The sequence below is a fragment of the Mycolicibacterium hodleri genome, assembly GCF_025822245.1.
GTDB classification, from domain to species: domain Bacteria; phylum Actinomycetota; class Actinomycetes; order Mycobacteriales; family Mycobacteriaceae; genus Mycobacterium; species Mycobacterium hodleri.
The window spans coordinates 77,327-104,024 of record NZ_JACKTL010000050.1; the positions used below are offsets into that span (position 1 = coordinate 77,327).

At 70.8% G+C, this 26,698-nt stretch carries 5 protein-coding genes; 3 read left to right on the forward strand and 2 right to left on the reverse strand.

All coding sequences use genetic code 11. The annotated features are described in order from the left end of the window. Nucleotides 1–6 precede the first annotated feature (6 nt). Nucleotides 7–22,710 (forward strand): non-ribosomal peptide synthase/polyketide synthase, encoded by a 22,704-nt coding sequence (locus H7J06_RS21265; RefSeq protein WP_264041088.1) that lies wholly within the window; start codon nucleotides 7–9, stop codon nucleotides 22,708–22,710. A 107-nt stretch (nucleotides 22,711–22,817) separates the two neighbouring features. Here H7J06_RS21265 and H7J06_RS21270 read toward each other — a convergent pair whose 3' ends face one another. Next, nucleotides 22,818–23,828, reverse strand: coding sequence for an ABC transporter substrate-binding protein (locus H7J06_RS21270; protein WP_264041089.1), 1,011 nt, complete (start codon nucleotides 23,826–23,828; stop codon nucleotides 22,818–22,820). Between the two features lie 182 nt (nucleotides 23,829–24,010). Between H7J06_RS21270 and H7J06_RS21275 the strand changes: the two genes are divergently transcribed. Further along, on the forward strand, nucleotides 24,011–24,901 hold the full coding sequence (locus tag H7J06_RS21275; RefSeq protein WP_264041090.1) for a mycobacterial-type methylenetetrahydrofolate reductase: 891 nt from the start codon (nucleotides 24,011–24,013) through the stop codon (nucleotides 24,899–24,901). 1 nt (nucleotide 24,902) lies between these two features. Here the strand turns inward: H7J06_RS21275 and H7J06_RS21280 are convergent, their stop codons facing one another. Further along, nucleotides 24,903–25,826, reverse strand: a complete 924-nt coding sequence (locus tag H7J06_RS21280) for an SGNH/GDSL hydrolase family protein (protein WP_264041091.1) — start codon at nucleotides 25,824–25,826, stop codon at nucleotides 24,903–24,905. Nucleotides 25,827–25,871: 45 nt separating this feature from the next. On the opposite strand from H7J06_RS21280, the gene H7J06_RS21285 reads away from it, so the two are divergent. Continuing rightward, the gene (locus H7J06_RS21285) at nucleotides 25,872–26,696 is read left to right on the forward strand and encodes a PHP domain-containing protein (protein WP_264041092.1); all 825 of its coding nucleotides are present in this window, start codon (nucleotides 25,872–25,874) and stop codon (nucleotides 26,694–26,696) included. The last annotated feature ends 2 nt before the right edge of the window (nucleotides 26,697–26,698 follow it).

Below are 26,698 nucleotides of genomic sequence, written 5' to 3' on the forward strand. Positions count from 1 at the left end.
CCAGACATGACGACGACCGAGATCGACGACGGCCTGACCCCAAGCGCTCGCTTGGAACTCTTGCGGGAGTGGAACGACGCGAGCTGGCCCGACACCACGACCACGGTGCCGGCGGCCTTCGCCCGGCAGGTCGAGCAGACCCCCGACGCGCTGGCCGTCGTCGCGGGCGACGTGCGACTGACCTATCGCGAATTGGCCGACCGTGCCTACCAACTGGCCAATCACCTGCGGGCCGCGGGCGTCGAGCACGAACAGATGGTGGCCATCGCGTTGCCACGCTCGGCGGAGATGGTCGTGGCGGCGATGGCGATCCTCGCCGCCGGTGGGGCCTTCGTCCCCGTCGACCCCCAGTGGCCGGCCGAACGCAGGCAGCAGGTCCTCGCCGACACCAGGGCCACCTCTGTCGTGGTGGCGCCGGGTGCGGCCCTGCCGACGGATCCGACCGCGATCGACATCGCGCTCGACGCATGGACGTTCGGCCATCATCCGACGGCGCCGCCGACGACCACGATCGACGGCAGCCAGCTGGCGTACGTCATCTTCACCTCCGGGTCCACCGGCAAGCCCAAGGGTGCGATGATCCGCCACGAGGCCATCGCCGAACGACTGACCTGGCAGGTCGAGGACGTCCTGGGATTCGGTCCGGGAGACGCCTCGTTGTTCAAGGCGCCGCTGTCGTTCGACATCTCCGTCAACGAGATCCTGCTGCCGCTGGTCTCCGGCGGCTACGTCGTGGTGGCCGACCCCGGTGGCGAACGGGACCCGCAGTACCTGCTCGACCTGATCTCCGGCGAGAACGTCACCTTCGTCTACCTGGTGTCGTCGATGCTCGACGTGCTCCTCGACCTCGCCCAGGGCACCAGTCTGCTGTCCGGGCTCAAGCACGTGTGGTGCGGCGGCGAGGTGCTGACGCCCGCGCTGTTCGACCGGTTCCGAGCCCAACTGAGCACGACGCTCTACCACGGCTACGGGCCTGCCGAGGCGACCATCGGGGTCTCCCACGTCATCTACCGCGACAGCGCCGAGCGGATCGAGACCTCCATCGGGCGGCCGAATCCGCACACCCAGCTCTACGTCCTCGACGACGACTTGCACCCCGTCCCGGTCGGTGTCGGCGGCGAACTCTACGCCGCCGGATTCCTGTTGGGGCGGGGCTACATTCACGCACCCGGGCTGACCGGATCGCGTTTCGTCGCCAACCCCTTCGACGACGACGGCTCGCGGATGTACCGCACCGGCGACCTCGCGCGCTGGACCGCGGAGGGCGTCCTCGAATTCCTCGGTCGCGCCGACAACCAGGTGAAGATTCGTGGGATGCGGGTGGAACTCGAGGAGATCGAGGTCATCCTGGCGTCGCATCCGTTGGTGCGGCATGCGGCGGTCATCCTGCGGCAAACCCCCTCCGGCGGTGCACGACTGACCGGCTACGTGGTCTCCAACGCCGGGGTCGAGGCCGACGACCTGCTGAGCTGGTGCGCCTCGAAACTGCCGGAGCACATGGTGCCCGCCGCGGTGATGGTGCTCGACGAATTCCCCGTTACCGCCAACGGCAAGCTGGACCGACGCGCGCTGCCCGCACCGCCGACCGCGGTCCCGAATGCGGCCGCCGCGCCGACCGACCCACGCACCCGCGCGATCTGCGACATCTTCGCCGAGCTGCTCGGGGTGGTCAGCGTCAGTGCCGACGCCGACTTCTTCGCCATGGGTGGCGACAGCATCGTCGCGATGGGCCTGATCAGTCGCGCCCGCAAGCTCGGCCTGCGGCTACGACCGCGCGACGTCTTTGCGGCGCGCACCCCGGCCGCATTGGCTGCCGCGGCATCCGACATCGGCTCGATCGCAACCGAATCCGTGACCGTCGACCCGGTGGGCGACGTCGCCGCCACGCCGATTCTGGCGTGGCTCCACGAGGTCGGCAACGGCGTCACCGGCCTGGACGGCTTCTTCCAGTCGGTCACGTTGCACAGCCCCGCCGGATTGACGACGGCGGCGCTGACCACCATGGTCGACGCCCTGCTCGACTGCCACGACGTACTGCGCGCCCGTGTCGGCACGGTCGACCCCGCCGGGCTGACGATCCCCGCCACGGGCTCGGTGACGGCGGCCGACGTGCTGACCCGGGTACCGCTGGACGGCGACGCCGACGCGGTAACGGCCGAGCAGCGGTCTCAGGCGGTGGGCCGCCTCGACCCGCGCCACGGGCGTGTGCTCGACGTCGTGTGGCTGGACGCCGGCGCCAACCGCCCCGGACGGCTCATCCTGATGCTGCACCACGTGGTGGTCGACGGTGTCTCGCTGCGCCTGCTTGGTGAGGACTTGGCCTCGGCGTGGGCGAACGTGCGCGCCGGGCAACCCATCTCACTCGCCGCCGCGGACACTCCGCTTCGCCAGTGGTCCGATGAACTCCGCGCCGCCACGACGGGCGGCGTCTTCGCCGCCGACGAGGACCACTGGCTGCGCGTCGCCGGCACCGCAGACGCCCTACCGCTCGGCAGCAGGCCACTGGACCCGGCGGTCGACGTGGTCGCGACCGAGGACAGGCTGACGGTGCGCCTCGGCGCCAACGCCACGGGCCGCCTGCTGGGACCGGTGCCGAACGCGATCCGCGGCGGTGTGGACGACGTGTTGGTGGCGGCCCTCGCGGTGGCCCTCGCCGAGTGGCGCGGGAGCGAGTCGTCGTCGGTCCTGCTCGAACTGGAGGGGCACGGCCGCGAAGCCGAACACCTCGGTGCGGCAGGCGAACACCTGGACCTGTCCCGCACCCTGGGCTGGTTCACCACGCTCTTCCCCGTCGTGGTCGACCCCGGTGCGACGCCGTGGGACCGCCTGATGTCCGGTGGACGGCAACTGGGCGACGCCGTCAAGGCGGTCAAGGATCAACTGCGTGCAGTGCCCGGCAACGGATTGAGTTACGGTGCCCTGCGCTACCTCTCGGGCCGGCCGCGCCCGGATCTGGCGATCCAGCCGCAGGTGCTGTTCAACTACCTGGGCAGGTTCAGCGGTGCGGGCGACGCACCGTGGACCCTCGCCGAGGACGTCGTGGCCGAGGACCGCGACCCACGCATGCCCCTGCCGAGGGCCCTCGAGATCAACGCCATCACCGTGGAGACCGACGACGGCTCGCGACTGGAGGCGACCTTCAGCTGGCCCTCGGGCGTCCTGGATCATTCACGGGTGCAGGCACTCTCGCACCTATGGGTCGGCGCCCTCGAGGCCATCGCGGTCAGTGACGCGGTGAGCGGCCCGACGCCGTCGGACTTTCCGCTCGTCACGCTCGACCAGTCCGACGTCGACGCACTCGGAGTCGGCCAGGACGAGCTGGTCGACGTCCTGCCCCCGTCACCGCTGCAGGCGGGGATTTACTTCCACTCCACCTACGCCGACGTCGACCCCTACGTCGTCCAGCAGATCGTCGAGCTGTCCGGGCCGGTCGAGCCCGAGCGGTTGCGTGCCGCCGCGAACGCCCTCATCGCGCGGCATCGCCACCTTGGCGCCGCATTCCGGCCCACCGCGGACGGCGACGTCGTGTCGGTGATCGGGGCCGCGCCCGACATGCCCTGGCTCTTCGTCGATGTGAGCGTCGTCGACGACGCCGCCGCCAGTCGTCGGGTCCACGAGGTGGCCGCCGAGCAGCGCGACCGGCCGTTCGACCTGGCGCGGCCGCCGCTGATGCGGTACGCGCTGCTGCGCCTGACACCGCACCGGCACGTCTTGATTCAGACCGTCCACCACATCGTCGCCGACGGTTGGTCGGTGCCCGTCGTGCTGCGAGAACTCGCCGCACTGCACGACGACCCGTCGGCGCCACTGCCCGCGGCGCCCCGCTACGGCGACTACCTGACCTGGATCGCCGAGGCCCCCGTCGAGGAGGCGCTCACGGCCTGGCGCACCGAGTTGGACGGCGTGACAGAGCCGACCCGGTTCGCAGACGCGCTGCCGCCCAGCAGATCTCGAGGCGAGGGCTTCGGCAAGGCCGGCGCGACGTTGGCGACGGACGTGGCCGCCGGGCTGGCCGACTGGGCCGGCAGCCACGGCGTGACCGTCAGCGCCGTCGTCGGCGCGGCCTGGGGTATCGCGGTGGGCCGGCTCAGCGGCCGAAGCGACGTGGTCTTCGGCTCCACGGTCTCGGGCCGCGGCGTCGACGTCCCCGGCGTCGACGACATGGTGGGCCTGCTGATCAACACCGTCGCCGCGCGAACACGGTGGACGGCCGGCGATTCCCTCGAGACCGTGGTGCGCCGGTTCGCCGACGCGCAGACGGCGCTACTCGAAGACCACCACGTGGCGCTCGCGGACGTTCAGCAGGCCATCGGTGTCACGGATCTGTTCGACACCCTGGTCGTCGTCGAGAACCATCCCGCCGCGCACCACCCCGGGGCGAGCATCCAGGTCACCTCGGTCGACGTGGTCGAGGCGCCGCACTACCCCCTGACCCTGATGGTCAAGCCAGCCGAGCCGTTCACCGTCGCGCTGACCCACGACCTCGGCGTCGTCGACGCCGCGACGGCGCAACGCGTCCTGGAGTTCTATCAACGCATCCTCGCGACGATCGTCACCTCCGGTGAACTGCCCTGCGGCGACGTCGAACTCCTCGCGCCCGCCGAGTACGACGCGGTCCTGGCGGCCGGGACCGGTGCGCCGGCGTGGCGGGGCACCGTCCTCGACGCGTTCGACGACCAGGTGCGCCGCGTGCCGAGTGCGGTGGCCGTCGCCGACGGCTCCGGACGGCTGAGCTACGCCCAACTGGACCGGGAGGCGACACGGCTGGCGGGTGCCCTCGCCGACGCCGGCGTCCGTCGCGGTGACGTGGTGGCCGTGACCGTCGGCCGCACCACCGACCTGGTGGTCGCCCTGCTGGCCGTCCTGCGCTCCGGTGCGGCGTATCTGCCCGTCGACCCGCAGTACCCCCACGCGCGCATCAGCTTCATGCTCGACGACGCCCGGCCGCGGGTGATCGTCACCGACGGCCGTCCGCTGCCACCACACGGGCTGCCCACGGTGTCCGTCGATGCGAATCCGGCAGCGCAAGAAGCGGTCCGCGTCGACGTCGGACCCGACGACGCCGCGTCGATCGTCTACACCTCCGGCAGCACCGGCCGCCCAAAGGGGACCGTCGGAACCCACGGCGCGTTGGCCAACCGGCTCGCATGGGCGGCCGACGCATGGTCGCACGAGCACGACGACGTGCGGGTCGCCAAGAGCTCGACGAGCTTCGTCGACGGCACCACCGAGCTCCTCGGGGCCCTGGTGGCGGGTGCCACCACGGTGATCGCCGACGAGGACACCGCCCGGGACGCCGCGGCGCTCGCCAGTCTGGTCGACACGGTCGGAGCCACCCAGCTTCTCGTCGTGCCGAGCCTCGCCGTGGCGATGGCCGAGTCGGCCCCGACCGGCCTCGGTCACGTCCGGCGCTGGATCTGCAGCGGCGAGGCGCTGGACCACGGCACCGTCACCGCGCTGCGGCGGGTGTCGCCGGACGCGCAGATCGTGAACTCGTACGGATCGTCCGAGGTGGCGGGCGACGTGCTCGCCGGGCCGGTGCCCGTCGACGGCCCGACCACCCTGGGCCGACCCGTGCCGGGTGTTCGCATCCTGCTGCTGGGACCCGACCTCGCGCCGGTGCCACCCGGCGTCATCGGCGAGATCTACGTCGGCGGAAGCCAACTCGCCCGCGGCTACCACGGCCAGAGCGGCATGACCGCCGCCCGCTTCGTCGCCGACCCCTTCAGTGCGCATGGGGGAAGGCTCTATCGGACGGGCGATCTGGCCCGGTGGACCCCGACCGGCGACGTCGAGTTCGTCGGCCGGGCCGACGACCAGGTCACGATCAACGGATTCCGCGTCGAGCTGGGGGAGGTCGAAGCGGCGCTCGCCGACCTGCCCGGCGTCGCCGACGCCGTCGTCACCGTTCACCACGGGGCCCACGGCTCGACACGACTGGACTCCTACGTGGTGACCCGCGACGCGTCGCCGCTCGAGCAGGCGGCGATTCGCGCCGCGCTGGCCGAGCGGTTGCCGGCGCACTTGGTGCCGGCGACGGTGACCCAGCTGCCCGGGGTCCCGCTGCTGCCCAACGGCAAGCGCGACCGCGCGGCGCTCCCCGAACCCGTGCTCTCGGTCTCCAAGGTCGCCGCCCGGACGCCGCGGGAGTCGTTGATCTGCAGCGTCTTCCAGGACGTCCTGGACATCTCCGACCCGATCGGCGTCGACGACGACTTCTTCGCCCTCGGCGGCGACAGCCTGCTGGCGCTGCGGGTGGTCAACCGTCTCGCGGGCGCCGACGTGACGATCCAGACCAAGGAACTGTTCCAGCTGCGCACCCCCCGCGCGTTGGAAGACGTGCTCGCCACCCGCGGCACCGCCGTCAGCCCCGCACCCGCGGCGGTCCCGGCCACCTCCGTCGCGTGGCACGGCCTCGCCGACGACGAGCTGGCCCGTCTGGTCGACGGCTGCCCCGTCGAGGTCCAGGACGTCTGGCCGCTGTCGCCGCTGCAGCAGGGCGTCTACTACCAGTCCACGTACACCGACGACGTCAACACCTACCTGGCGCAGAACGTCTTCGACTTCGACCGCCAACTCGACGTGGACGCGATGCGCACGGCGTTCGGTGCGCTGCTGTCCCGGCACGACAACCTGCGGGCCGGCTTCACCAGCGAGGACGTGGTGCGGCCCGTGCAGTACGTCGGTCGGTTCGTGCCCGCCGACGGCGCGCTCGTCGACCTGTCGGACCTGACGCCCGAGGTGGCCGCCGATCGGCTCGCCGAGGTCATGCGCGCCGACGCCGAGAAGCCCTTCGACCTCCGCATGCCACCCCTGGTGCGGCTGACGGTGATCAGGCGGCCGGGTCTGGGGGACAGGCTGCTGCTCACCTGTCACTTCCTGCTCTGGGACGGCTGGTCCCGCGAGCTGGTGCTCCGAGAGTTGTTCGCGCTGTACGACTCCCGCGGCATCCGCGGGGCGCTCCCCGCGGCGGGCAGCACGTACGTCGACTACCTGCGGTGGGTCGACGACCAAGACCAGGCCGCGTCCATCCGGGCCTGGTCCGACGCCCTGGCCGGACTGGCCGAGGCAACACTGGTGGCGCCTGAGGCCGTCGGCCGCGAACCCGCACTGCCGCAACGGGTCTACGGGGAGCTGTCCGACGAGCTGACCGCCCGACTCGAGAGGCACACCAGGACCCGGCCGACGACGGCCAACACGGTTCTGACCACCGCCCTCGGGATGGTGCTGGGCTTCGAGACGGCAAGCACCGACGTCGTGTTCGGCACGACCGTGGCAGGCCGGCCGCCCGAACTTCCCGGTGTCGAGAACGTGATCGGACAATTCCTCAACACCATCCCCGTCCGCGTGCAGACGACGCCGAACATGACGGTGGCCGAACTGCTTCGGCGCGTGGAGGACTTCCGACTCGACCTCATGGCACACGAATACGTCGGGTTGGGTGACGTCACCCGCAGCACCGGTCACCAGCCCCTGTTCGACACGCTGTACGTCCTGCAGAACTTCCTCGACGACGACACGTTCACCGACTTCGAGCGCCAGCACGGAATCATCGGCGTCGACTTCGTCGACACCACGCACTATCCGCTCACGTGGGTGCTGACCCCCGGCGAGCGGCTGACGATCAAACTCGAGTACCGGCCCGACGTCGTCGACGCGGGCACCGCCGCGGCGATGGTCGAGCGGCTGATCCGAGCCGTCGACCTGCTCTTGGCGCACCCGGACGCCGCGGTGGGCGATCTGGATCTGGCCCTGCCCGCCGATCGGGCCGCACTCGAGGCGCAGTGGCGGTCGACCGAACACGACATGGGCGACGACACCATCGCCGATCTGCTGGCCGACCGGGCTCGCATCTGCCCCGACGAGACCGCACTGGTCTTCGGTGACACCCGGCTGACCTACGCCGAACTCGACGGTCGGATCAACCAATTGGCCCGCCGGCTGCTCGACCGCGGCGCGGGACCCGAGCGCATCGTCGCACTGGCGCTGCCGCGTTCGGTGGACATGGTGGTGGCCCTGTTCGCGGTGCTGCGCACCGGTGCCGCCTATCTGCCGCTGGAGCGGGACTACCCGCTGGCGCGACTCACCGGGATGATCGACGACGGACGCCCGGTGCTGTTGGTCTGCCATGCCGCGAGCGCCGAGGTGGCCGAACACCAGGAGCGCCGCGGCGGCGACGTCCTGCGGCTCGACGATCCGACGGTTCGCGACGCGTTGGCGCGCACGTCGACCGCCGCACTCACCGACGCCGAACTCGGCGCGTTCGCCAGAGGTGCCGGCGCGCAACGCCTCGAGCACCCGGCCTACGTCATCTTCACCTCCGGATCCACCGGACGCCCGAAGGGCGTGGTGACGCCCTACCGGGGTCTGACCAACATGCAGCTCAACCACCGGGCCGAGATCTTCGAACCGGCGATCGCCACGGCCGGTGGCCGGCGGCTGCGCGTCGCGCACACTGTGTCGTTCTCCTTCGACATGTCCTGGGAGGAGCTGCTGTGGCTCGTCGAGGGACACGAGGTGCACATCTGCAACGAGGAATTGCGCAGGGACGCCACCGCTTTGGTGGCGTACTGCCACGAGCACCGCATCGACGTCGTGAACGTGACGCCCAGCTACGCCCATCATCTGTTCGCGCAGGGACTGCTCGACGCGGGCTCCCATTCGCCGACCCTGGTCCTGCTCGGTGGTGAGGCCGTGTCCGACGAGGTCTGGCGGCGACTCCGGGAGCTGCCGGACGGCACCGGCTACAACCTCTACGGACCGACCGAGTACACCATCAACACCCTCGGCGCGAGCACCGATGACAGTGCCACTCCGACTGTGGGACAACCCATTTGGAACACTCGCGCCTACGTGCTGGATTCGTGGCTGCGACCCGTTGGCGACGGCGTGGTTGGTGAGTTATACATCGCCGGTGCCGGCCTGGCGCGCGGGTACCTCGACCGGCCCGCCCTGACCGCCGACCGCTTCGTCGCCGATCCGTTCACCGAGGGTGGGCGGATGTACTGCACGGGCGACCTGGTCGCCCGCCGGCCGGACACCGGTGGCACGCTCGACTTCTTCGGCCGCAGCGACGACCAGGTGAAGATCCGCGGCTACCGGGTGGAACTCGGCGAGGTCGCGGCGGCGCTGTCCGCGCTGCCGGGTGTGCGGCAGGCCGTCGCGGTCGCGCGACCCGGCCCGTCCGCGTCGGTGAACCAGCTGGTCTGCTACGTGGTCCAGGACGAGCGGCGGGAGGATAAGGAGGCGTTCGCCGCCGAACTCCGCGCGGCGGTGTCGCAGACCCTGCCCGACTACATGGTGCCCGCGCTGTACGGGTTCGTCGACGAGATTCCCTTGACCGTCAACGGCAAGCTCGACGTCCGCGCGCTCCCGGAACCCGTGGTTCCCTCCGCGGGAGAGTCGCGCGATCCGAGAGACGAACGGGAAACGTTGCTGGCCAGCGTCTTCGCGGAGGTCCTCGGCCTCCCGCACGTCGGCATCGACGACGACTTCTTCACCCTTGGCGGCGACAGCATCTCGTCGATCGCGGTGTCGGGCCGGGCGCGCAAGGCGGGTCTACCCCTCACCCCGCGCGACGTCTTCCGCCGCAGGACCGTGGCCGCGCTGGCCGCCGTCGTCGGGTCCTCCGCGCCGACGGCACCCGCCGAGCCCGACAGTGGTGTCGGCACGATCGCCGCGACGCCCATGCTCGCCGAGACCGCCGACGCCAAGACGCCGCTGGCCAACTTCTACCAGTCGATGGTGGTGGCCACGCCGGCCGGCATCACCGACGGTCAGCTCGACGCCGTGCTGCAGGCGCTGTTGGACACCCACGACATGTTGCGTGCGCGACTCGACGTCGGCACCGCCGGCTGGACGCTGTCGGTGCCGGAGGAGACCGTGGCGGCCGGCTCGTTGCTGACCGTTCGTGACGGCGCCCTCACCGCGTCCGACGTCGCCGAGGCCACCACCGCGGCGGCCGCCGACCTGAGCCCCGAAGACGGTCGGATGGTCCGCGCCGTCTGGTACCGCGACGGTCAACTCCTGCTGGTCGTGCACCACCTCGTCGTCGACGGCGTGTCGTGGCGCGTGGTCACCGAAGACCTGGCGGCCGCGTGGGCGGACGTCGTCGCCGGCCGGCCCGCCGCGCTCGACGCCGTCCCGACCTCGTTCCGGACGTGGTCGAGCGCGATTGCCGGGACGCGGTTCGACGCCGAGGCGCCGTACTGGAACGACGTGCTGTCGACTGCCGATCCCGACCTGGGCCACCGGCCCCTCGACGCGAGCGTCGACACGGCGGAGACCGTTCGCGCCCAGAGCTTTACGCTGCCGGGCGACGTCAGCTCGGCACTGCTCTCCTCGGTGCCCGCGGCGATTCACGGCGGGGTCAACGACGTGCTGCTCGCCGCGCTGGCGCTGGCGCTGGCCCGCTGGCGGGCCGACCGTGGGCATGACACGAGTGCTGCGGTGGTGAACCTCGAGGGACACGGCCGCGAACCCGAACTCGTCGCGGGGGACCTCGACCTGTCCCGGACCATCGGGTGGTTCACCGCGATCTACCCGGTGCGCCTCGATCCCGGCATGCTCGACTGGACTGACGTGCTCGAGGCGGGCCAGCAGCTCGCGACGGCGGTGAAGTCGGTCAAGGAGCAACTGCGCTCGGCCCCAAGCCGCGGCCTCGGCTATGGCGTGCTGCGCCACCTCGACGCCGAGCGGCCCGTCCGCGGCGACGCACCCCAAATCCTCTTCAACTACCTCGGGCGCTTCTCGGGCGGCAGCGGCAAGGCCTGGGAACCCGTCGCCGACTTCGGTGGTCTGCGTGAGGGCGTCGACCCCACCAATCCGGCAGTGGCACTGGAGATCAACGCCATCGCCGAGGACGGTCCCGGCGGCACCCGCCTGACCGTCACGCTCGCCTGGCCGGGTGGTCTGCTGGACGCCGGCGACGTCGACGAGCTGGCCACCCTGTGGTCGGCCACGTTGACGGCCCTGACCCGGTGCGACGCGCTGGCCGGTCACACCCCGTCGGACTTTCCGCTCGTCGAGGTCACCCAGGAGGACCTGGACGACTGGCAGTCGACCGGACCGGTCGAGGACGTCCTGCCGCTGTTGCCGCTGCAGGAGGGCATGTACTTCCACGGCGCACTCGGTGCGGGTTCCGACGACTACGTCGACACCTACCGCGTGCAGCAGATCGCCGAGCTGTCGGGCCCGGTCGACCCGGAAGCGTTGCGGGCCAGCCTGAGTGCGGTCATCGCGCGACACCAGGCGTTGCGGGCCGGGTTCCACGAGCTGCGCGACGGCCGGATCGCGCAGGTCGTCTGGGCCGAGGTGCCCGTCGTCCTCGACGTGGTCGACGCGTCGGACCTCGACGAGGGAGTCGTGCGCCAACGTCTGGACGACGTTGCGCGCGAGCAACTCTCGCGACCGTTCGACCTCGCGGCCCCGCCCTTGGTGCGCTACGCGTTGGTGTCGCTGACCGCCCACGACCACCGCCTGATTCAGACCATGCACCACATCGTCGCCGACGGCTGGTCGTATCCCGTGATGTTCGGCGACGTCGTCACGCACTACAACTCGGCGCTCGGCGTCGGCGCGGGCCTGACCCCGTTGACCGCAACGCTGCGCGATCACGTCGACGCCGTCCGCGGCGGGGACCAGGACGCGGCCCGACAGGCCTGGGCGACGGCGCTGGCCGGGGTCGAGCCGACCCTTCTGTTCGACGAGCCGAAAGCCGTTGGTGAACATCACAGTTCAGTGCGTCGACTCTCGGTTGACCTCACTGCGGCACTGACGCGGGCGGCGCGGGAGCGTGGCGTCACCCTCGGCACCGTGGTGCACGGGGCGTGGGGACTGCTGCTCGGGCGGCTTCTCGACCGGCGGCGCGTGGTGTTCGGGTCGACGGTCTCCGGTCGCGGCGGTGAGCTCGCGGGCACCGACTCCATCGTCGGATTGCTGATCAACACGGTGCCGGTGCCGATGGCCTGGGACCACGACACGTCGGTCGCGGCGGTCATGGCCGCCCTCCAGGAGCAGCAGAGCGCCGTCCTGGACGCCCAGCACCTGGGCCTGGCCGAACTGGCCAGGCTCGCCGGGGTCCGCGAGTTCTTCGACACCATGGTGGTCGTCGAGAACTTCCCGACGGTGGCCGACGAACCGTCCAATGACGCTCGCGCCGTGCACTTCGAGGGCTTCACCGGTACCGACGCGCCGCACTACCCGGTGTCGCTCGTCGCCTACCTCGACGACCGTCTCACCGTGGAGATCAAGTACGACGCCGAAGCGGTCACCGCCGCTCAGGCCGACCGCTTCGCCGAACGCGTGGAGCGCATCCTGGCGGCGTTCACCGGGACGCCGGACACCGCCGTCGGCGACGTCGACCTGCGCACCGACGCCGAACGCGACCTCGTCGCCGCCACGCAGTCGCGCCGTGGCCCCGACCGCACGCTCGTCGAGGCCTTCACCGCGGCGGCCGGCGCGCACGCCGGTCGCACCGCGGTCAGCTGTGGCGCGGCCCGCCTGACCTACGCCGAACTCGACGAGAGGGCCTCGGCGGTCGCCGCGACGCTGACCCGGCTCGGGGTCCGGCCCGAATCCCGGGTGGCCGTTGCGTTGCCGCGGTCCCTGGACCTGATCGTCGCGCTGCTCGCCGTGGTCAAGGCGGGCGGAACGTACGTGCCGCTGGACGTCGACTCACCCGAGGCGCGCCTGCGCCACATCGTCGTCGACTCGGCACCGGTCTGCATCCTGGTCGACCGGGTCGACCGGCTACCCGACGGGGTCTCGACCGCGGCCACGCCGGTGGTGCTCGTCGACGACGCCGCCCGGCCGCAGCCCGGTACCCTGCACGCACCGGCGCTGGTGGCGGACCACGCGGCCTACGTCATCTACACGTCCGGTTCCACCGGCCTGCCCAAGGGCGTGACGGTCACCCACCGCAACGTCGCAGCGTTGTTCGACGGCACCGCAACGCTGTTCGAGTTCGGCCACGACGACGTCTGGACGATGTTCCACTCGGCGGCGTTCGACTTCTCGGTGTGGGAGCTGTGGGGTCCGCTGCTGCACGGCGGTCACCTGGTGGTCGTCGAGCAGGCCGTCGCCCGCGACCCCGACCGCTTCCTGGAGCTGCTGGAGTCCGAGCGGGTCACGGTGCTGAACCAGACCCCGTCGGCGTTCTACCCCCTGATCGAGGCCGACCGACGACGGGGACGTCCGTCATCCCTTGGTTCGGTGCGCTACGTGGTCTTCGGTGGCGAGGCGCTGGACACCGGCCGGCTGGTCCCCTGGTACGAGCGGCACGACGCCGACTCGCCGCGGCTGGTCAACATGTACGGCATCACCGAGACCTGCGTGCACGTCTCGCACCGCCCGCTCGCGGTCGCCGACGCGACGAGTGCGACCGGCAGCGTGATCGGAGACGCCATTCCGGGACTGCGCATGCACCTGCTAGACGACTCCCTTCAGCCGGTACCCACGGGGGTGGTCGGCGAGATCTACGTCGCGGGCGGTCAGATCGCGCGCGGGTACGTCGGCAAGCCGGGTCTCACGGCGTCGCGATTCGTGGCCAACCCGTTCGACGGCGACGGTGAACGGCTCTACCGCAGCGGCGACACCGCGATGTGGACCGAGGACGGTCAGCTCGTGTACGTCGGACGCTCCGACCAGCAGGTCAAGGTGCGCGGCTATCGGATCGAGCTCGGCGAGGTCGAATCGGCGCTCGCAGCGCTGCCGGACGTGGCCAACGCCGCCGCCGCGGTCCGTCAGGACGAGACGGGCCGCAGCCGGCTGGTCGGATACGTGGTCGGTCGCACCCGGGTCGACGTCGCCGAGATCCGTGCACGACTGTCCACCCGGCTGCCCGACTACATGGTGCCGTCCGCGTTGGTGGTCCTGGATTCGCTGCCGTTGACGGTCAACGGCAAGCTGGACCGCGCCGCGCTGCCCGCACCCACCGAGGCGCCCGTCGCGACCGCGCAACCCGTCGTCGACCCCGATGCCTCCGGGAGCACCGCCGAACTGCTGGCGGCGCTGTACACCGAGATCCTGGGCGCCGCAGTCGGAGTCGACGACGACTTCTTCACCATGGGCGGCGACAGCATCGTCGCCATCCAGCTGGTGAACCGGGCCCGCCGCCAGGGCGTCCACATCACCCCGCAGCAGGTGTTCCTCAGCCGGACGCCCGCAGCACTGGCCGGAGAGGCCGACGCCGCGGCGCCGCGGCAGGCCGCCGTCGACGACACCGACGCCGGACCGGATCTCGGCGAGGTCATGGTGACGCCCATCGTGCAGCGGCTCGCCGAACTCGGCGGCGGCGTCGACCGTCTCAACCAAGCCGAGCTGCTGCTAGCACCGGCCGGAGCGACGGCCGAGCAGCTCGACGCGGTGGTCAACGCCGTCGTCACGCGACACGACGCGCTCGGGCTGCGGCTGCATCGGCCCGCACCCATGCTGTGGTCGTTGGAAGCCGCTGTGGCGCCGCACGTCTCGATCCGTCGGGTCGACGCCTCCGGGTTCACCGACGACGAATTCGTCGACGCGATCGGCCTGCAGTCCGACGCGGCGGCCGACCGCCTCGACCCGGGGACGGGAGCGTTGGTCGACGCCGTGTGGTTCGACCTCGGCCCGCAGCGGCAGGGCCGCCTGCTGCTAACCGTGCACCACCTCGCAATCGACGGCGTCTCCTGGCGCATCCTCGTCGACGACCTGGGGGAGGCCTTCGACCAGGTGCGCGCCGGCAACCGGCCCGCGCTGCCCGCGGTCCCGACCTCGATCCGGTCGTACGCCAGGGCCGTCAACGAAAGTGCGCAGCAGGCAGCACGATTGGCGGAGTTCGAACACTGGACCTCGGTCCTCGCGCCGGGCGGTGAGCTCGACGACCGGGCCAACACGGTGGGTTTGACCGTGGGCGCGACCCGCGACCACGAGGTGCGCCTGACGGCGGCGGAGACGCTGCCGCTGCTGACGTCGGTGCCCGCGATGGCCAACGCCGACGTCACCGAGACGTTGGTGGCCGCGTTGTCCATGGCCGTACGACGCTGGCGCAGTGCCAGCGGTGGCAACCCGGACGCACCACTGGTGGTGGACCTGGAACGTCATGGTCGCGACGGGTGGGGCGACGACATGGACCTCTCGCGCACCGTCGGGTGGTTCACCGCGATCGCGCCGGTTCGGTTGTCCAGCAACGCGACCGACGACCACGTCGCCGTTCTCAAGGAGACCAAGGAGCGGCTGCGCGCGGTCGCCGACGGCGGGCTGGGATTTGGTCAGCTGCGCTACTGCAACCCGCGCACCGCAGCGGCGCTCGGGCGCCTGCCCGCGCCGCAGGTGCTGTTCAACTACCTCGGTCGGTGGGCGGCCGACGGCACGGCGGACTGGGACTCGGCACCCGAGGTGGCCACGCTGCGCGGTGCCCCCGACCCCGACCTCGGTACGCCGTATCTGCTGGAGGTCAACGCCGTCTGCGACGACACCGTCGACGGACCGGTGCTGCGTGCGACGCTCACCTACGCCGATGGCGAACTGGGCGAGGAGCCCGTCGTCGAGCTGGCGGACCACTGGACGGCGGTGCTACGCGAGCTGGGTCAGCTCGACCAGCTCGACGGCGGCCCGTCCGCACCCTCTCTGACGCCGTCGGACCTGAGGTTCGTCGACCTGTCCCAGGCCGACGTCGACCGGGTGACCGCCGCGACGACGCCTGGCGTCGAGGACATCTGGCCGCTGTCGCCGCTGCAGGAGGGGGTGTACTTCCAAGCCAGCTACGCCCAAGCCGCGGTGTACATCGTGCAGAACGTCTTCGAGTTCGCCGAACCCGTCGACCCCGACGCCCTGCGCACCGCGTACTCGGCGGTGATGGCGCGCAACCCGGTGCTGCGCTCGGCTTTCCTCGCCGACGGACTGCCGCATCCGGTTGCCGCGATCGCGAAGGACCCGGTCTGTGAGCCGGAGTTGATCGATCTGACCGACGTGGCACCCGACGACCTCGACGCCCGGCTGGCCGAGATCACCGCGGCCGACCGGCTCCGCACCTTCGACCTGGACTCCCCGCCGCTGGCCCGGATGACGATCGCCCGGACCGCCGACCGCGACCGCCTGATCTTCAGCTACCACTTCCTGCTGCTGGACGGTTGGTCGCGTGAGCAATTGCTGCGTGAGTTGTTCGCCGAATACGCAGCGGCGAGAACGGGTGTCGCGGCTCGACTGCCCGAGCCGACCGCCCACTTCACCGACTATCTACGGTGGCTCGACCGCCAGGACCGGGACGCGTCGGCGGGGCGGTGGGCCGCGGCGTTGGCCGACCTGGCCGCACCCACCCTCCTGGTCCCCGCCGCCGTGGGCACCGAGCCCACGCTGGCGCTGCGCCTGGACTTCACGCTGACCGAGGACCAGAGCGCGACGTTGCTGCAGGCGGCCCGCGACGCGGGGGTTACCCTGAACGCCCTCGTCAGCACCGCGCTGGCCATGGTGCTCGCGTACGAAACCGGGAGCGAAGACGTGGTGTTCGGCTCCACCGTGGCCGGGCGGCCGACCGACCTCGAGGGCATCGAGGACGTCATCGGACTCTTCCTCAACACGGTCCCGACCCGGGTGCGGCTCGAACCGGGCCGCTCGGTCACCGAGACGATGCGGGCCGTGCAGTCCGAACGCCTGGCCCTGATGGACCACGAGTACCTCGGCCTCGGCGACATCCAGCGCGCGTTGGGCTCGGGCAGCGGCCCGTTGTTCGACAGCCTGTACGTGCTGCAGAACTTCCTGGACGACGACACCTTCACCGACATGGAGTCGGAGTACGGCATCGTCGGCCACGATTCGGTCGACGCGTCGCACTACCCGCTGACCTGGGTGGCCTCGCCCGGCCGCGAACTCTGGGTGAAGCTCGAATACCGGCCGGACGTGGTGGACCGGGCCGACGCCCAGCGGCTGCTCGACCGTCTGCGCCAGACCATGCTCCAGATCGCCGACGGTGCAGCGACTCTGGCGGCGGTGCCCATGCCGCTGCCGGCCGAGACCGGCGCGCTGACGGCGCACGACGCGGCAACCCGCCACGACCTGCCCGCCGCCACGGTGATGGACCTGCTGGCCGAGCGCTGCGTGGAGTCGCCCCGGGCGACGGCACTGGTGTGCGGGGACGACAGCGTCGACTACCGGACGTTGGACGAGCGGGTCAACCGCTTGGCCCGGCGGTTGCGGGGTAGCGGCATCGGTCCAGAACAGACGGTGGCGCTTGCCATTCCGCGATCCGTCGACGCGGTGGTGGCACTGTTCGCGGTGTTGCGGGCCGGCGCCGCCTACCTGCCGCTCGAGCTGGACTACCCGGACGAGCGGTTGGCGATCATGCTCGACGACGCGGGACCGGTCCGTCTGCTGACCACCTCGGCCGTGGCATCGCGCATCGCGGCCGTCGCGCCGCCGAACTGCCCGGTCGTCGTGCTCGACGACGAGGACGTGGCCGCTCGACTCGCCGCGGAGGCGCCGGATTGGGACGGTGTCACGCCCTCGCTGGACCACCCCGCCTACGTCATCTACACCTCGGGGTCGACGGGCAAGCCGAAGGGCGTCGTCACCCCGCATCGCGGCCTGACCAACATGCACCTCAACCACCGCGAGGCCATCTTCGCACCGGCGATCGCCAAGGCCGGTGGGCGACGGCTTCGGATCGCCCACACGGTGTCGTTCTCCTTCGACATGTCGTGGGAGGAGCTGCTGTGGCTCATCGAAGGCCACGAGGTTCACATTTGCGACGAGGACTTGCGCAGGGACGCAACCGCGTTGGTTGCCTACTGCCACCGGTACGAGGTCGACGTCGTCAACGTGACACCCACCTACGCGCAGCTGCTGTTCGACCAGGGCCTCCTCTCACCCGGTGGGCATCCGCCGGTCCTGGTGCTGCTGGGTGGTGAGGCGGTGTCGGCCGCGGTCTGGGACCGGTTGCGCGACAGCGAGACCAGCTACGGCTACAACCTCTACGGACCCACCGAGTACACCATCAACACCCTCGGTGGTGGGACCGACGACAGCGCGACGTCGACCGTCGGAACGCCGATCTGGAACACCAGGGCACACATCCTCGACCCGTGGCTGCGGCCCGTCCCCGACGGTGTCGCCGGCGAGCTGTACATTGCCGGTGCGGGTCTCGCCCGCGGCTACCTCAACCAACCGGGGTTGAGCGCAGGCCGATTCGTGGCCAACCCCTTCGAGACCGACGGCCGGATGTACCGGACGGGGGACCTGGTGGTGCGCCGCCGCGCCGCCGACGATCGGGCCGGGAACCTCGACTTCCTGGGCCGCACCGACGACCAGGTCAAGATCCGTGGCTATCGCGTCGAAGTCGGCGACGTGCAGAGTGCCATCGCCGCCCATCCGCGCGTGTCGCAGGCCGCGGTGGTCGCCCGCCCCGACCCGAAGACCTCCGGGTCACACCAGCTGATCGCCTACGTGGTGCCCACGGGTGGGCTGGCGCTTTCCGACGAGGACGCCGCGTCGCTCATCGGCGGGGTGCGCACCCACCTCAAGGGTGCCCTGCCCGGCTACATGGTGCCCTCGGCGATCGCGGTGCTCGACCGACTTCCGTTGACCGACAACGGAAAGCTCGACATTAGAGCGCTGCCTCAGGTCGACCCCGCCACCCACCGCGCGCCGAGCCGGGCCCCGCAGACCGCGACCGAGGAGGCGCTCTGCCGGATCTTCGGCGACGTGCTGGGTCTGGACGACGTCGGCGTGGACGACGACTTCTTCGACCTCGGCGGCCACTCCCTGCTGAGCATTCGTCTGATCGGTGCTGTTCGGACCGCGCTCGGCGTCGAGACGTCGATCCGCGACGTCTTCGACGCTCCGACCGTCGGTGCGCTTGCGGCCCTGGTGGATTCGCAACGGACCGCCCGGGCACCACGGCCGGCGCTGGTCGCGGCGCAGCGCCCCGAGGTGGTGCCGACCTCACCCGCGCAGGAACGCCTGCTCATCCTCGACCGCCTTGGCGAGACCGGGCTGGCCTACAACTATCCGCTGGTGTTCCGGGTTCGCGGCCCGCTCGACGTCGAGGCGCTGCGTGCCGCTCTCGGCGACGTCGTGGACCGCCACGAGGCGCTGCGAACGGTCTTCGGCGACCGCGACGGTGTCCCGTTCCAACGCATCCTGGCCGCCGGAACCCCCGTGCCGCTGCGGGTTCTCGACCGCGCCGAGACCGACGTCGCGGCGCAGATCGCGAATTCCGCGCGGCATGCCTTCGACCTGGCGTCGGAGATCCCGTTGCGCGTCGACGTCATCCGGGTCGGCACCGACGACCACGCCGTGGTCGTGCTGCTGCATCACATCGCCACCGACGAGTGGTCGGACGCGCCCTTCGTCGCCGACCTGAACCGCGCGTACGCGGCCAGGGTCGTCGGCACCGACCCGGACCTGCCCGACCTGCCGGTGCAGTACGCGGACTACGCGTTGTGGCAACGCGAACTGCTGGCGTCCATCGGCGACGAACGGCTGACCCATTGGCGCGCGGCGCTCGCCGGCGCGCCCGACGAGCTCACCCTGCCGACCGACCGTCCCAGGCCAACCAGGCCCAGCGGTGTCGGCGGCACCGTCGACGTCGAGCTCCCGGCGGAAGTGGCTGCGGCGGTGCGCAATCTGGCCGCCGAGCGCCAGGTCAGCGTGTTGATGGTGTTGCACGCCGCGGTCGCGGTGCTTCTGCACCGGTTGGGCGCAGGGGACGACATAGTGGTCGGGACACCGGTCGCCGGCCGAGCCGACGCCGCGCTCGACGACGTGATCGGCTTCTTCGTCAACACCGTGGTGCTGCGGGTCGACGTCGCGGGCAACCCGTCGTTCGGCGACCTGCTGACCCGGGTCCGGACGGCCGACCTGGCCGCATTCGCCCACCAGGAGCTGCCCTTCGAACGACTGGTCGAGGACCTCAACCCGCCACGCGTCGCGGGCCGCAATCCGCTGTTCGGGGTCTTCGTCGGCTATCACCGGCGCGACGGCGCGGACGCCGACATGTTCGGCCTGCCCACGCAATGGGTCGAACCCGACACGTCGGCGGCCATGTTCGACCTGGGCTTCACGGTGATCGACGGGGGTGCCGAGGGTGGCGCCACGATCATGGCCGAGTACGGGGCCGACCTGTTCGACGAGTCGACGGTACGAACCCTGACGTCGCGGTTGGTGCGCATCCTGGGCGAGGGCGCGGTGGCTGCCGACCTGCCAATCGGGGCCGTCGAGCTGCTTGGTGACGGCGAGCTCGACGACCTGGTGGGCGAGCGCAACCGCACCGCCCACGACGTTCCCTCAATGGGATTGGGCGCGTTGGTGTCTCGGCAGGCGACGCTCACGCCGACCGCGACCGCCGTGGTGTTCGACGGGCGGGAGCTGAGCTACGCCGAGCTCGACGGGTGGTCGGACCGCCTCGCCGCCCAGCTCGTCGAGGACGGCGCCCACCCGGGCGCAATCGTCGGGGTGTCGCTGCCCCGGTCGGTGGAGCTGATCGTCGCCCTGGTCGCCATCGCGAAGTCGGGTGCGGCGTTCCTGCCGCTGGACCCCGAGTATCCCGCGGATCGGTTGGCGTTCATGACCTCCGACGCGAACCCCGCCGTGGTACTGGACGACCCGTACACGGTGGTGTGCGCGAGCGGTGACACTGCGGTGGCGCCGCCGACCGACGTCGACCCCCGACAGCTGGCGTACGTCCTGTACACGTCCGGTTCGACGGGACGACCCAAGGGCGTGGCGGTGCCGCACGCAGGCATCGTGAATCGCATTGCGTGGCTGCAGGACGCCTACCCGCTGGGGTCCGAGGACCGGATGCTGGTGAAGACGCCGATCAGCTTCGACACCTCGGTGTGGGAGGTCTTCTGGCCGTTGAGCGTTGGCGCGACGCTGGTGGTGGCTCGCCCCGGCGGGCACCGCGACCCCGGCTACCTGGCCGAAACGATCGTCTCCGAGCGGGTCACCGCGGTCGACTTCGTCCCGTCGATGCTCGAGCTGTTCCTGGAGGAGCCGCGAGCCGCGCGCTGCACGTCCCTGACTCGGGTCACCGTCGGCGGGGAGGCGCTGGCGGCCGACGTGGCGGCCCGCTTGGCCGACGTGCTCGACGTCCCGCTGCACAACCTGTACGGCCCCACCGAGGCGTCAGTCGACGTCCTCGGGTGGACGGCCGACGGCGGGCCGGTCGCCCTGGGGGTGCCGGGGTGGAACGTCCGCGTCTACGTGCTCGACGCGTACCTCAACCCCGTCCCGGTGGGCGCCCCCGGCGAGTTGTACCTGGCCGGCGTGCAACTGGCCGACGGCTACCTGCACCGGCACGGGCTGACCGCCGCGAGCTTCGTGGCCAATCCGTTCGAGGCCGGCGCGCGGATGTACCGGACCGGCGACGCGGTGCGTTGGCGGCGCGACGGGATGCTCGAGTATCTCGGCCGTACCGACGAGCAGATCAAGCTGCGCGGCGTCAGGATCGAACCCGGCGAGATCGAGACCGTCCTGGGCACCCACCCGTCGGTGGCCTCGGCACGCGTCGTCGTCCGCGGTGACGTGCTGGTGGCGTACTACCTGCGCGCCGAGGGCTCCGAGGGGACAGACACAGACGCGCTGCGGACGCATGCGCTCGCGTCGCTGCCGATCCACATGGTGCCGTCGGCGTTCGTCGAACTCGCGTCGTATCCGTTGACGCCCAGCGGCAAACTGGACCGCAAGGCGCTTCCGGACCCGCAGATCGTCTCGGGCACTGGACGACCCGCGGAGACCGCGTTGCAGCAGCGCCTGTGCGACCTGTTCTCCGACGTGCTCGGGGTCGCCGTGACGAGCGTCGACGACGACTTCTTCGCCCTCGGTGGGCACTCGCTGCTGCTGGTGCGGCTGGCCTCGGTCATTCGCCGGGAGCTGGACGTCGACGTGCCGGTGGCGGGCTTGATGGTCGCCCCGACCGTCGCCGAGGTAGCGGCGTTGCTGGACGACTTTGGCGGGACCGTCGACGGCTTGGCGCCCGTGCTTCCACTGCGCGCGGCCGGCGCGGCGGCGCCGCTGTTCTGCCTGGCCCCGGCCAGCGGGCTGAGCTGGCAGTTCGCCGGACTGAAACGGCATCTGCCGCAGGACGTTCCGCTGTACGGACTGCAATCGCCACTGTTCCACGGCGGGCGGTTGCCCGACGACATCGGCACCCTCGCCGCCGAGTACGCCGACAGGGCGGGCGAGGTCGCACCGCGGGGGCCGATCCGGCTCCTCGGGTGGTCGTTCGGCGGCTCGATGGCGCTGCTCGTCGCCGAGGAACTGGTCCGCCGCGGCCGCGAGGTGACGTTCGTGGGGATGCTCGACGCGCGCACCGACGTGGTCGCCGATGCCGACGAGTTCGACCCGGCGACCGTGTTGGCCGGCCTGCTCCGAGAGATGGGCTTCTCCGTCGACCCCGGTGCCACGATGACCGTCGACGAGGCCGTCGCCCTGGTGCGGACCAGTGGCGACGCGATCTCGATACTCGACGACGTGCAGATCGCCCGGGTCGTCGAGAACTACGTCGCGGCAGAACGATTGACGGCGGGAGCGGACTACGGTCGCTACGACGGGGACGTGTTCTTCGTCGACGCCACGCAGCTGGAGATGAACCTGACCGGGGTGGCGTCGGAGGGCTGGCGCGCTCACGTCGGCGGCGAGCTGAAGGTGGTCTCGCTCGACTGCGCACACTCCGAGCTGATGGACGCCGAAGTGCTCGATCGGCTGGGCCCGCTCATCGCGGCCGAGTTGGCCGACTGAGACCCCGCGACCAGACGCAAACGGCCCTGAATCTCGTCGATTCAGGGCTGTTTACGTCTGCTCGCGCAAAGACTGCTCGCGCAAAGACTGCTCGCGCGCGGGGGTGCTCAGGCGTTGGAGAGATCCTCGACCGGCTTACCCGTGTAGGCGTTGGACAGCTGGGGGACCAGCAGGTCGAGGGCGTACATCATGGCGTTGGGTCCGTGGAAGGCGATCGCACCGCTGAGGGTGGAGTCCGAGCCCGCGTACAGGGTGCGGCCGTCGCGAACGACGTTGAGCCGCTGGAACGCCGGGACGTCGGCCAGCTGTTCCTTGCCGAGGCCGTTGACGAAGAGGGCCTCGCCGTCGAGCAGGTTCAGCTTCTCCTCGGAGACGTCGCCGATGGTTCCGCCGGTGTCGAGCCCGAGTCCGTCGAAGATCGCGTTGCGCGGGTCACCCTTGCCGATGACGTAGTGCGCGTTGGGTTCCGAGGTGAAGTCGGAGACCAGCTTCTTGCCCGCGAACTCGGGATGGGCGGCCTTGGCCTCGTCGAACTTGGCGTTGACCTGGTCGACGAGCTTCTGGGCCTGCTCTTCGCGGCCAAGCGCCTTGCCGGTCGTCATCAGCTGGACGTTCCACGGCGTTTCCTCGTCCGGGTAGTCCGCGGACTGGACGACGGTGGGGGCGATCTGCGAGAGCCGGTCGTAGGTCTTCTGGTCGACGGTCTCGTTGATCGCGAAGATGACGTCGGGCTTGGCCGCGGCGATGCCCTCGAAGTTGATGGAGTCACCTTCGATGGCGGGGACGCCCTTGCCGCCGGTCTCCTGCTGGACCCACGGGAAGCTGTCGTAGTTCTCGAAGTAGCCGCCGCGACTGCCGACCGGCACCACGCCGAGCGACAGCACGAAGTCCTGGTCGATCCATCCGGCGGTGACGACGCGCTTCGGGTCGGCCGGAATCGTGGTCTCGCCGAACTTGTGCGACACCGTCACGGTGTCACCGGCGGCGGCCGAGGACGTCGACTCGTTCGCCGGGGTGGACGAGCTGCCGCATCCGGCGACGAGAGCCGCCCCGAGAAGGACCGTGGAGGCAAGGGCCAGGGCACGTGGTGCGTGTAGGGCACGACTAAAAATCCGCATTTGGCAAGGCTAGCATTGCCTAACTTCAATGGGTGCGGGCCGGTGTGAGCCCCGCCGCTTGCAGACGAATCGGTAGGGTGTCGTCCCGACGGCCCGCAAATCTCGGGTCATGCGCAACGGAGCGTCGATCGTTCCGGCATGCCGCCCGACGTGAATTCCATGATGTGAATTGGAGCAGTCCCTTGGCCCTCAACACCATCGCGCTGGAACTCGTGCCGCCCAACGTCGACCGCGGCGCGGCCTACGCCGTCGACGAAGCCCACAAGGTGCTGCAGCTGGCCAAGGACGCCGGCATCGAGGGCCGCATCAAGCACGTCATGATCCCCGGCATGATCGAGGAGGACGGCGACCGTCCCATCGAGATGAAGCCGAAGCTCGACGTCCTCGAATACTGGTCGATCATCCGGCCGGAGCTGCCGGACATGAACGGCTTGTGCACGCAGGTGACGTCGTTCCTCGACCAGCCGGCACTCGAACGACGCCTCGGCGAGCTGCTGACCGCCGGTTTCGACGGCATCGCCTTCGTCGGCGTCCCGCGCACGATGGCCGACGGCGAGGGTGCGGGCGTCGCGCCCACCGACGCACTGTCGCTCTACCAGGGCGTCGTGCCCAACCGCGGTGCGATCCTGATCCCCACCCGCGACGGCGAACACGGCCGCTTCAACTTCAAGTGCGACCAGGGCGCGACCTACGGGATGACGCAGCTGCTGTACTCCGACGCGGTCGTCGGCTTCCTCACCGACTTCGCGAAGGCGACCGACCACCGCCCCGAGATTCTGCTGTCGTTCGGTTTCGTGCCGAAGATGGAGACCGACGTTGGCCTCGTCAACTGGCTGATCCAGGACCCCGGCAACGCCGCCGTCGCCGCCGAGCAGGCCTTCGTCAAGGAATTGGCCGCCGCCGACCCGGCCTTCAAGCGCAAGCAAATGCTCGACCTCTACAAGCGGGTGCTCGACGGCGTCGCCGACCTCGGCTTCCCCCTGAGCATCCACTTCGAGGCCACCTACGGCGTCTCACGGCCGGCGTTCGACACCTTCGCGGAGATGCTCGACTACTGGTCGCCCGACCGCTGACTCACCGGCCCGCGGCGACGTAGTCCGCCAGGGCCGTCCCCACCGCGCGGGCGCCCGCCCCGTTGGGATGCAGCGGCGCCGCCGGGCTGACCGGCGCGAAGCCCTCGACGAAGCGATCCTGCGGCGCCGCGCAGATGTCGTGCCCCACCGACAGCGGCCGGACGTCGAAGAACTCGACGCCCCGATCGGCGGCCACCCGAGACAACCGCTCGTCCAATTCGTCGACCCTGGCCTGGAAGTAGGCGGCGTCGACCGGATTGATGGGCTCGTCGGGAAAGCACCCCTGCGGCCGGACGTAGGTGCCGTAGCCGACCAGGATCACCCGGGCCGACGGCGCCCTCCCACGGATGTCGTCGACGAGGTCGGACCAACCGTCGGCCTTGGCCTCGATGGCCGTGGAGATGGAGTCCGCGCCGTCGACGACCAGGTCCGGCGAACAGGGTGGTACGTCCAGGCTGGTCCGACGGCACTTGGCGGCGATGGTCGGCAGGTCGACGTCGTTGCCACCGATCGTGACCGTGACCAACTGGGTGTCGGCGGTCACCGCGTCCAGCTGGGGCGGCACCGAACCGGTGCGGGTGGGCTGGAAGTGCGAAACGAGGTCCTCGGTACGCGCTCCGCTGCACGTCACGTCGGTGAACGACGCCGCCCCGATGCGGCGGGCCAGCACCGACGGGTAGTCGTTGGTCGACTTGAGGCACCCCACGGGCTCGGCCTGGTCGGGCACCAGCGGCGCCGCCGCGGCCGAGTCGCCCATCGCCACGTACCGCGGACCGGACCCGGGCGGTGCCCCGGGTGGCGGCAGTGCGGCGGTCGACGACGGCTCCGGCGCGATCGGCGCGGGCGGGGCATCGACGCACGCCGACGCCGTCAGCACGGTCAGCAGAACCGCGACCACCGTCCGGTGGATTCGGTTCGGAGCCATCACTCGTTCATACCCAGGCCCGCCGACCATGCCACTGTGGGCTGCGTGACTCTTCCCTCGGACAACCACGTCCACACCGAGTTCTCCTGGGACACCGGACCGGACGCCTCCATGGTGAACACCTGTCGCCGTGCCGTCGAGATCGGGTTGCCCGCGGTCGCCTTCACCGAGCACGTCGACTTCACCGACTGGGGCGACCTCGACCGTCCGCCGACGGGTGCCCTGGTCGGCGCTCGCAAGCGCGTGCTCCCGGTCGACGTCGACGAGTACCTGGGAAGCATCGAGCGCTGCCGTCACGAGTTTCCCGGGCTGCGCATCCTGTCCGGCATCGAGGCCGGCGAACCCCACCTCTTCGCGGGCAGCGTCGCGGCGGTGCTGAGGTCGGGGCGCTTCGACCGCGTACTCGGGTCGCTGCACTCGATCGTCCACGACGGCAAGCTCGTCTACGCCAACCACGTCTTCCGATCGCGGCCCGCCGACGAGGTCGTGCGGGACTACTTCGCCGAGCTGCTGCGTCTCGTCGAGGGATCCGACGTCTTCGAGGTGCTGGCCCACTGCGACTACCCGCGGCGCTACTGGCCCGCGGCGCGCGAGGGCCGGTACCGCGAGGCCGACTTCGAGGAGGAGTACCGGACGGTGTTCCGCGCGCTTGCCAGCTCCGGGCGGCCGCTGGAACTCAACACCTCCAGCCCGCTCGCGTCGGTGGACCTGATGCGGTGGTGGTACGAGGAGGGTGGCGGGGCGGTGTCCTTCGGGAGCGACGCCCACGTCCCCGTCCGGGTCGGGGACAAGTTCGACGTGGCCGTCGACGTCGTCGAGGCGGCCGGGTTCCGGCCGGGCCGCGACGAGTACGACTTCTGGCGCCGCTGAAC

Bases quoted from the DNA above. Each gene is read 5' to 3' on its own strand.
- H7J06_RS21270 (WP_264041089.1), bottom strand. From the start codon at position 23,828: ATGCGGATTTTTAGTCGTGCCCTACACGCACCACGTGCCCTGGCCCTT.
- H7J06_RS21280 (WP_264041091.1), bottom strand. From the start codon at position 25,826: ATGGCTCCGAACCGAATCCACCGGACGGTGGTCGCGGTTCTGCTGACC.
- H7J06_RS21265 (WP_264041088.1), top strand. From the start codon at position 7: ATGACGACGACCGAGATCGACGACGGCCTGACCCCAAGCGCTCGCTTG.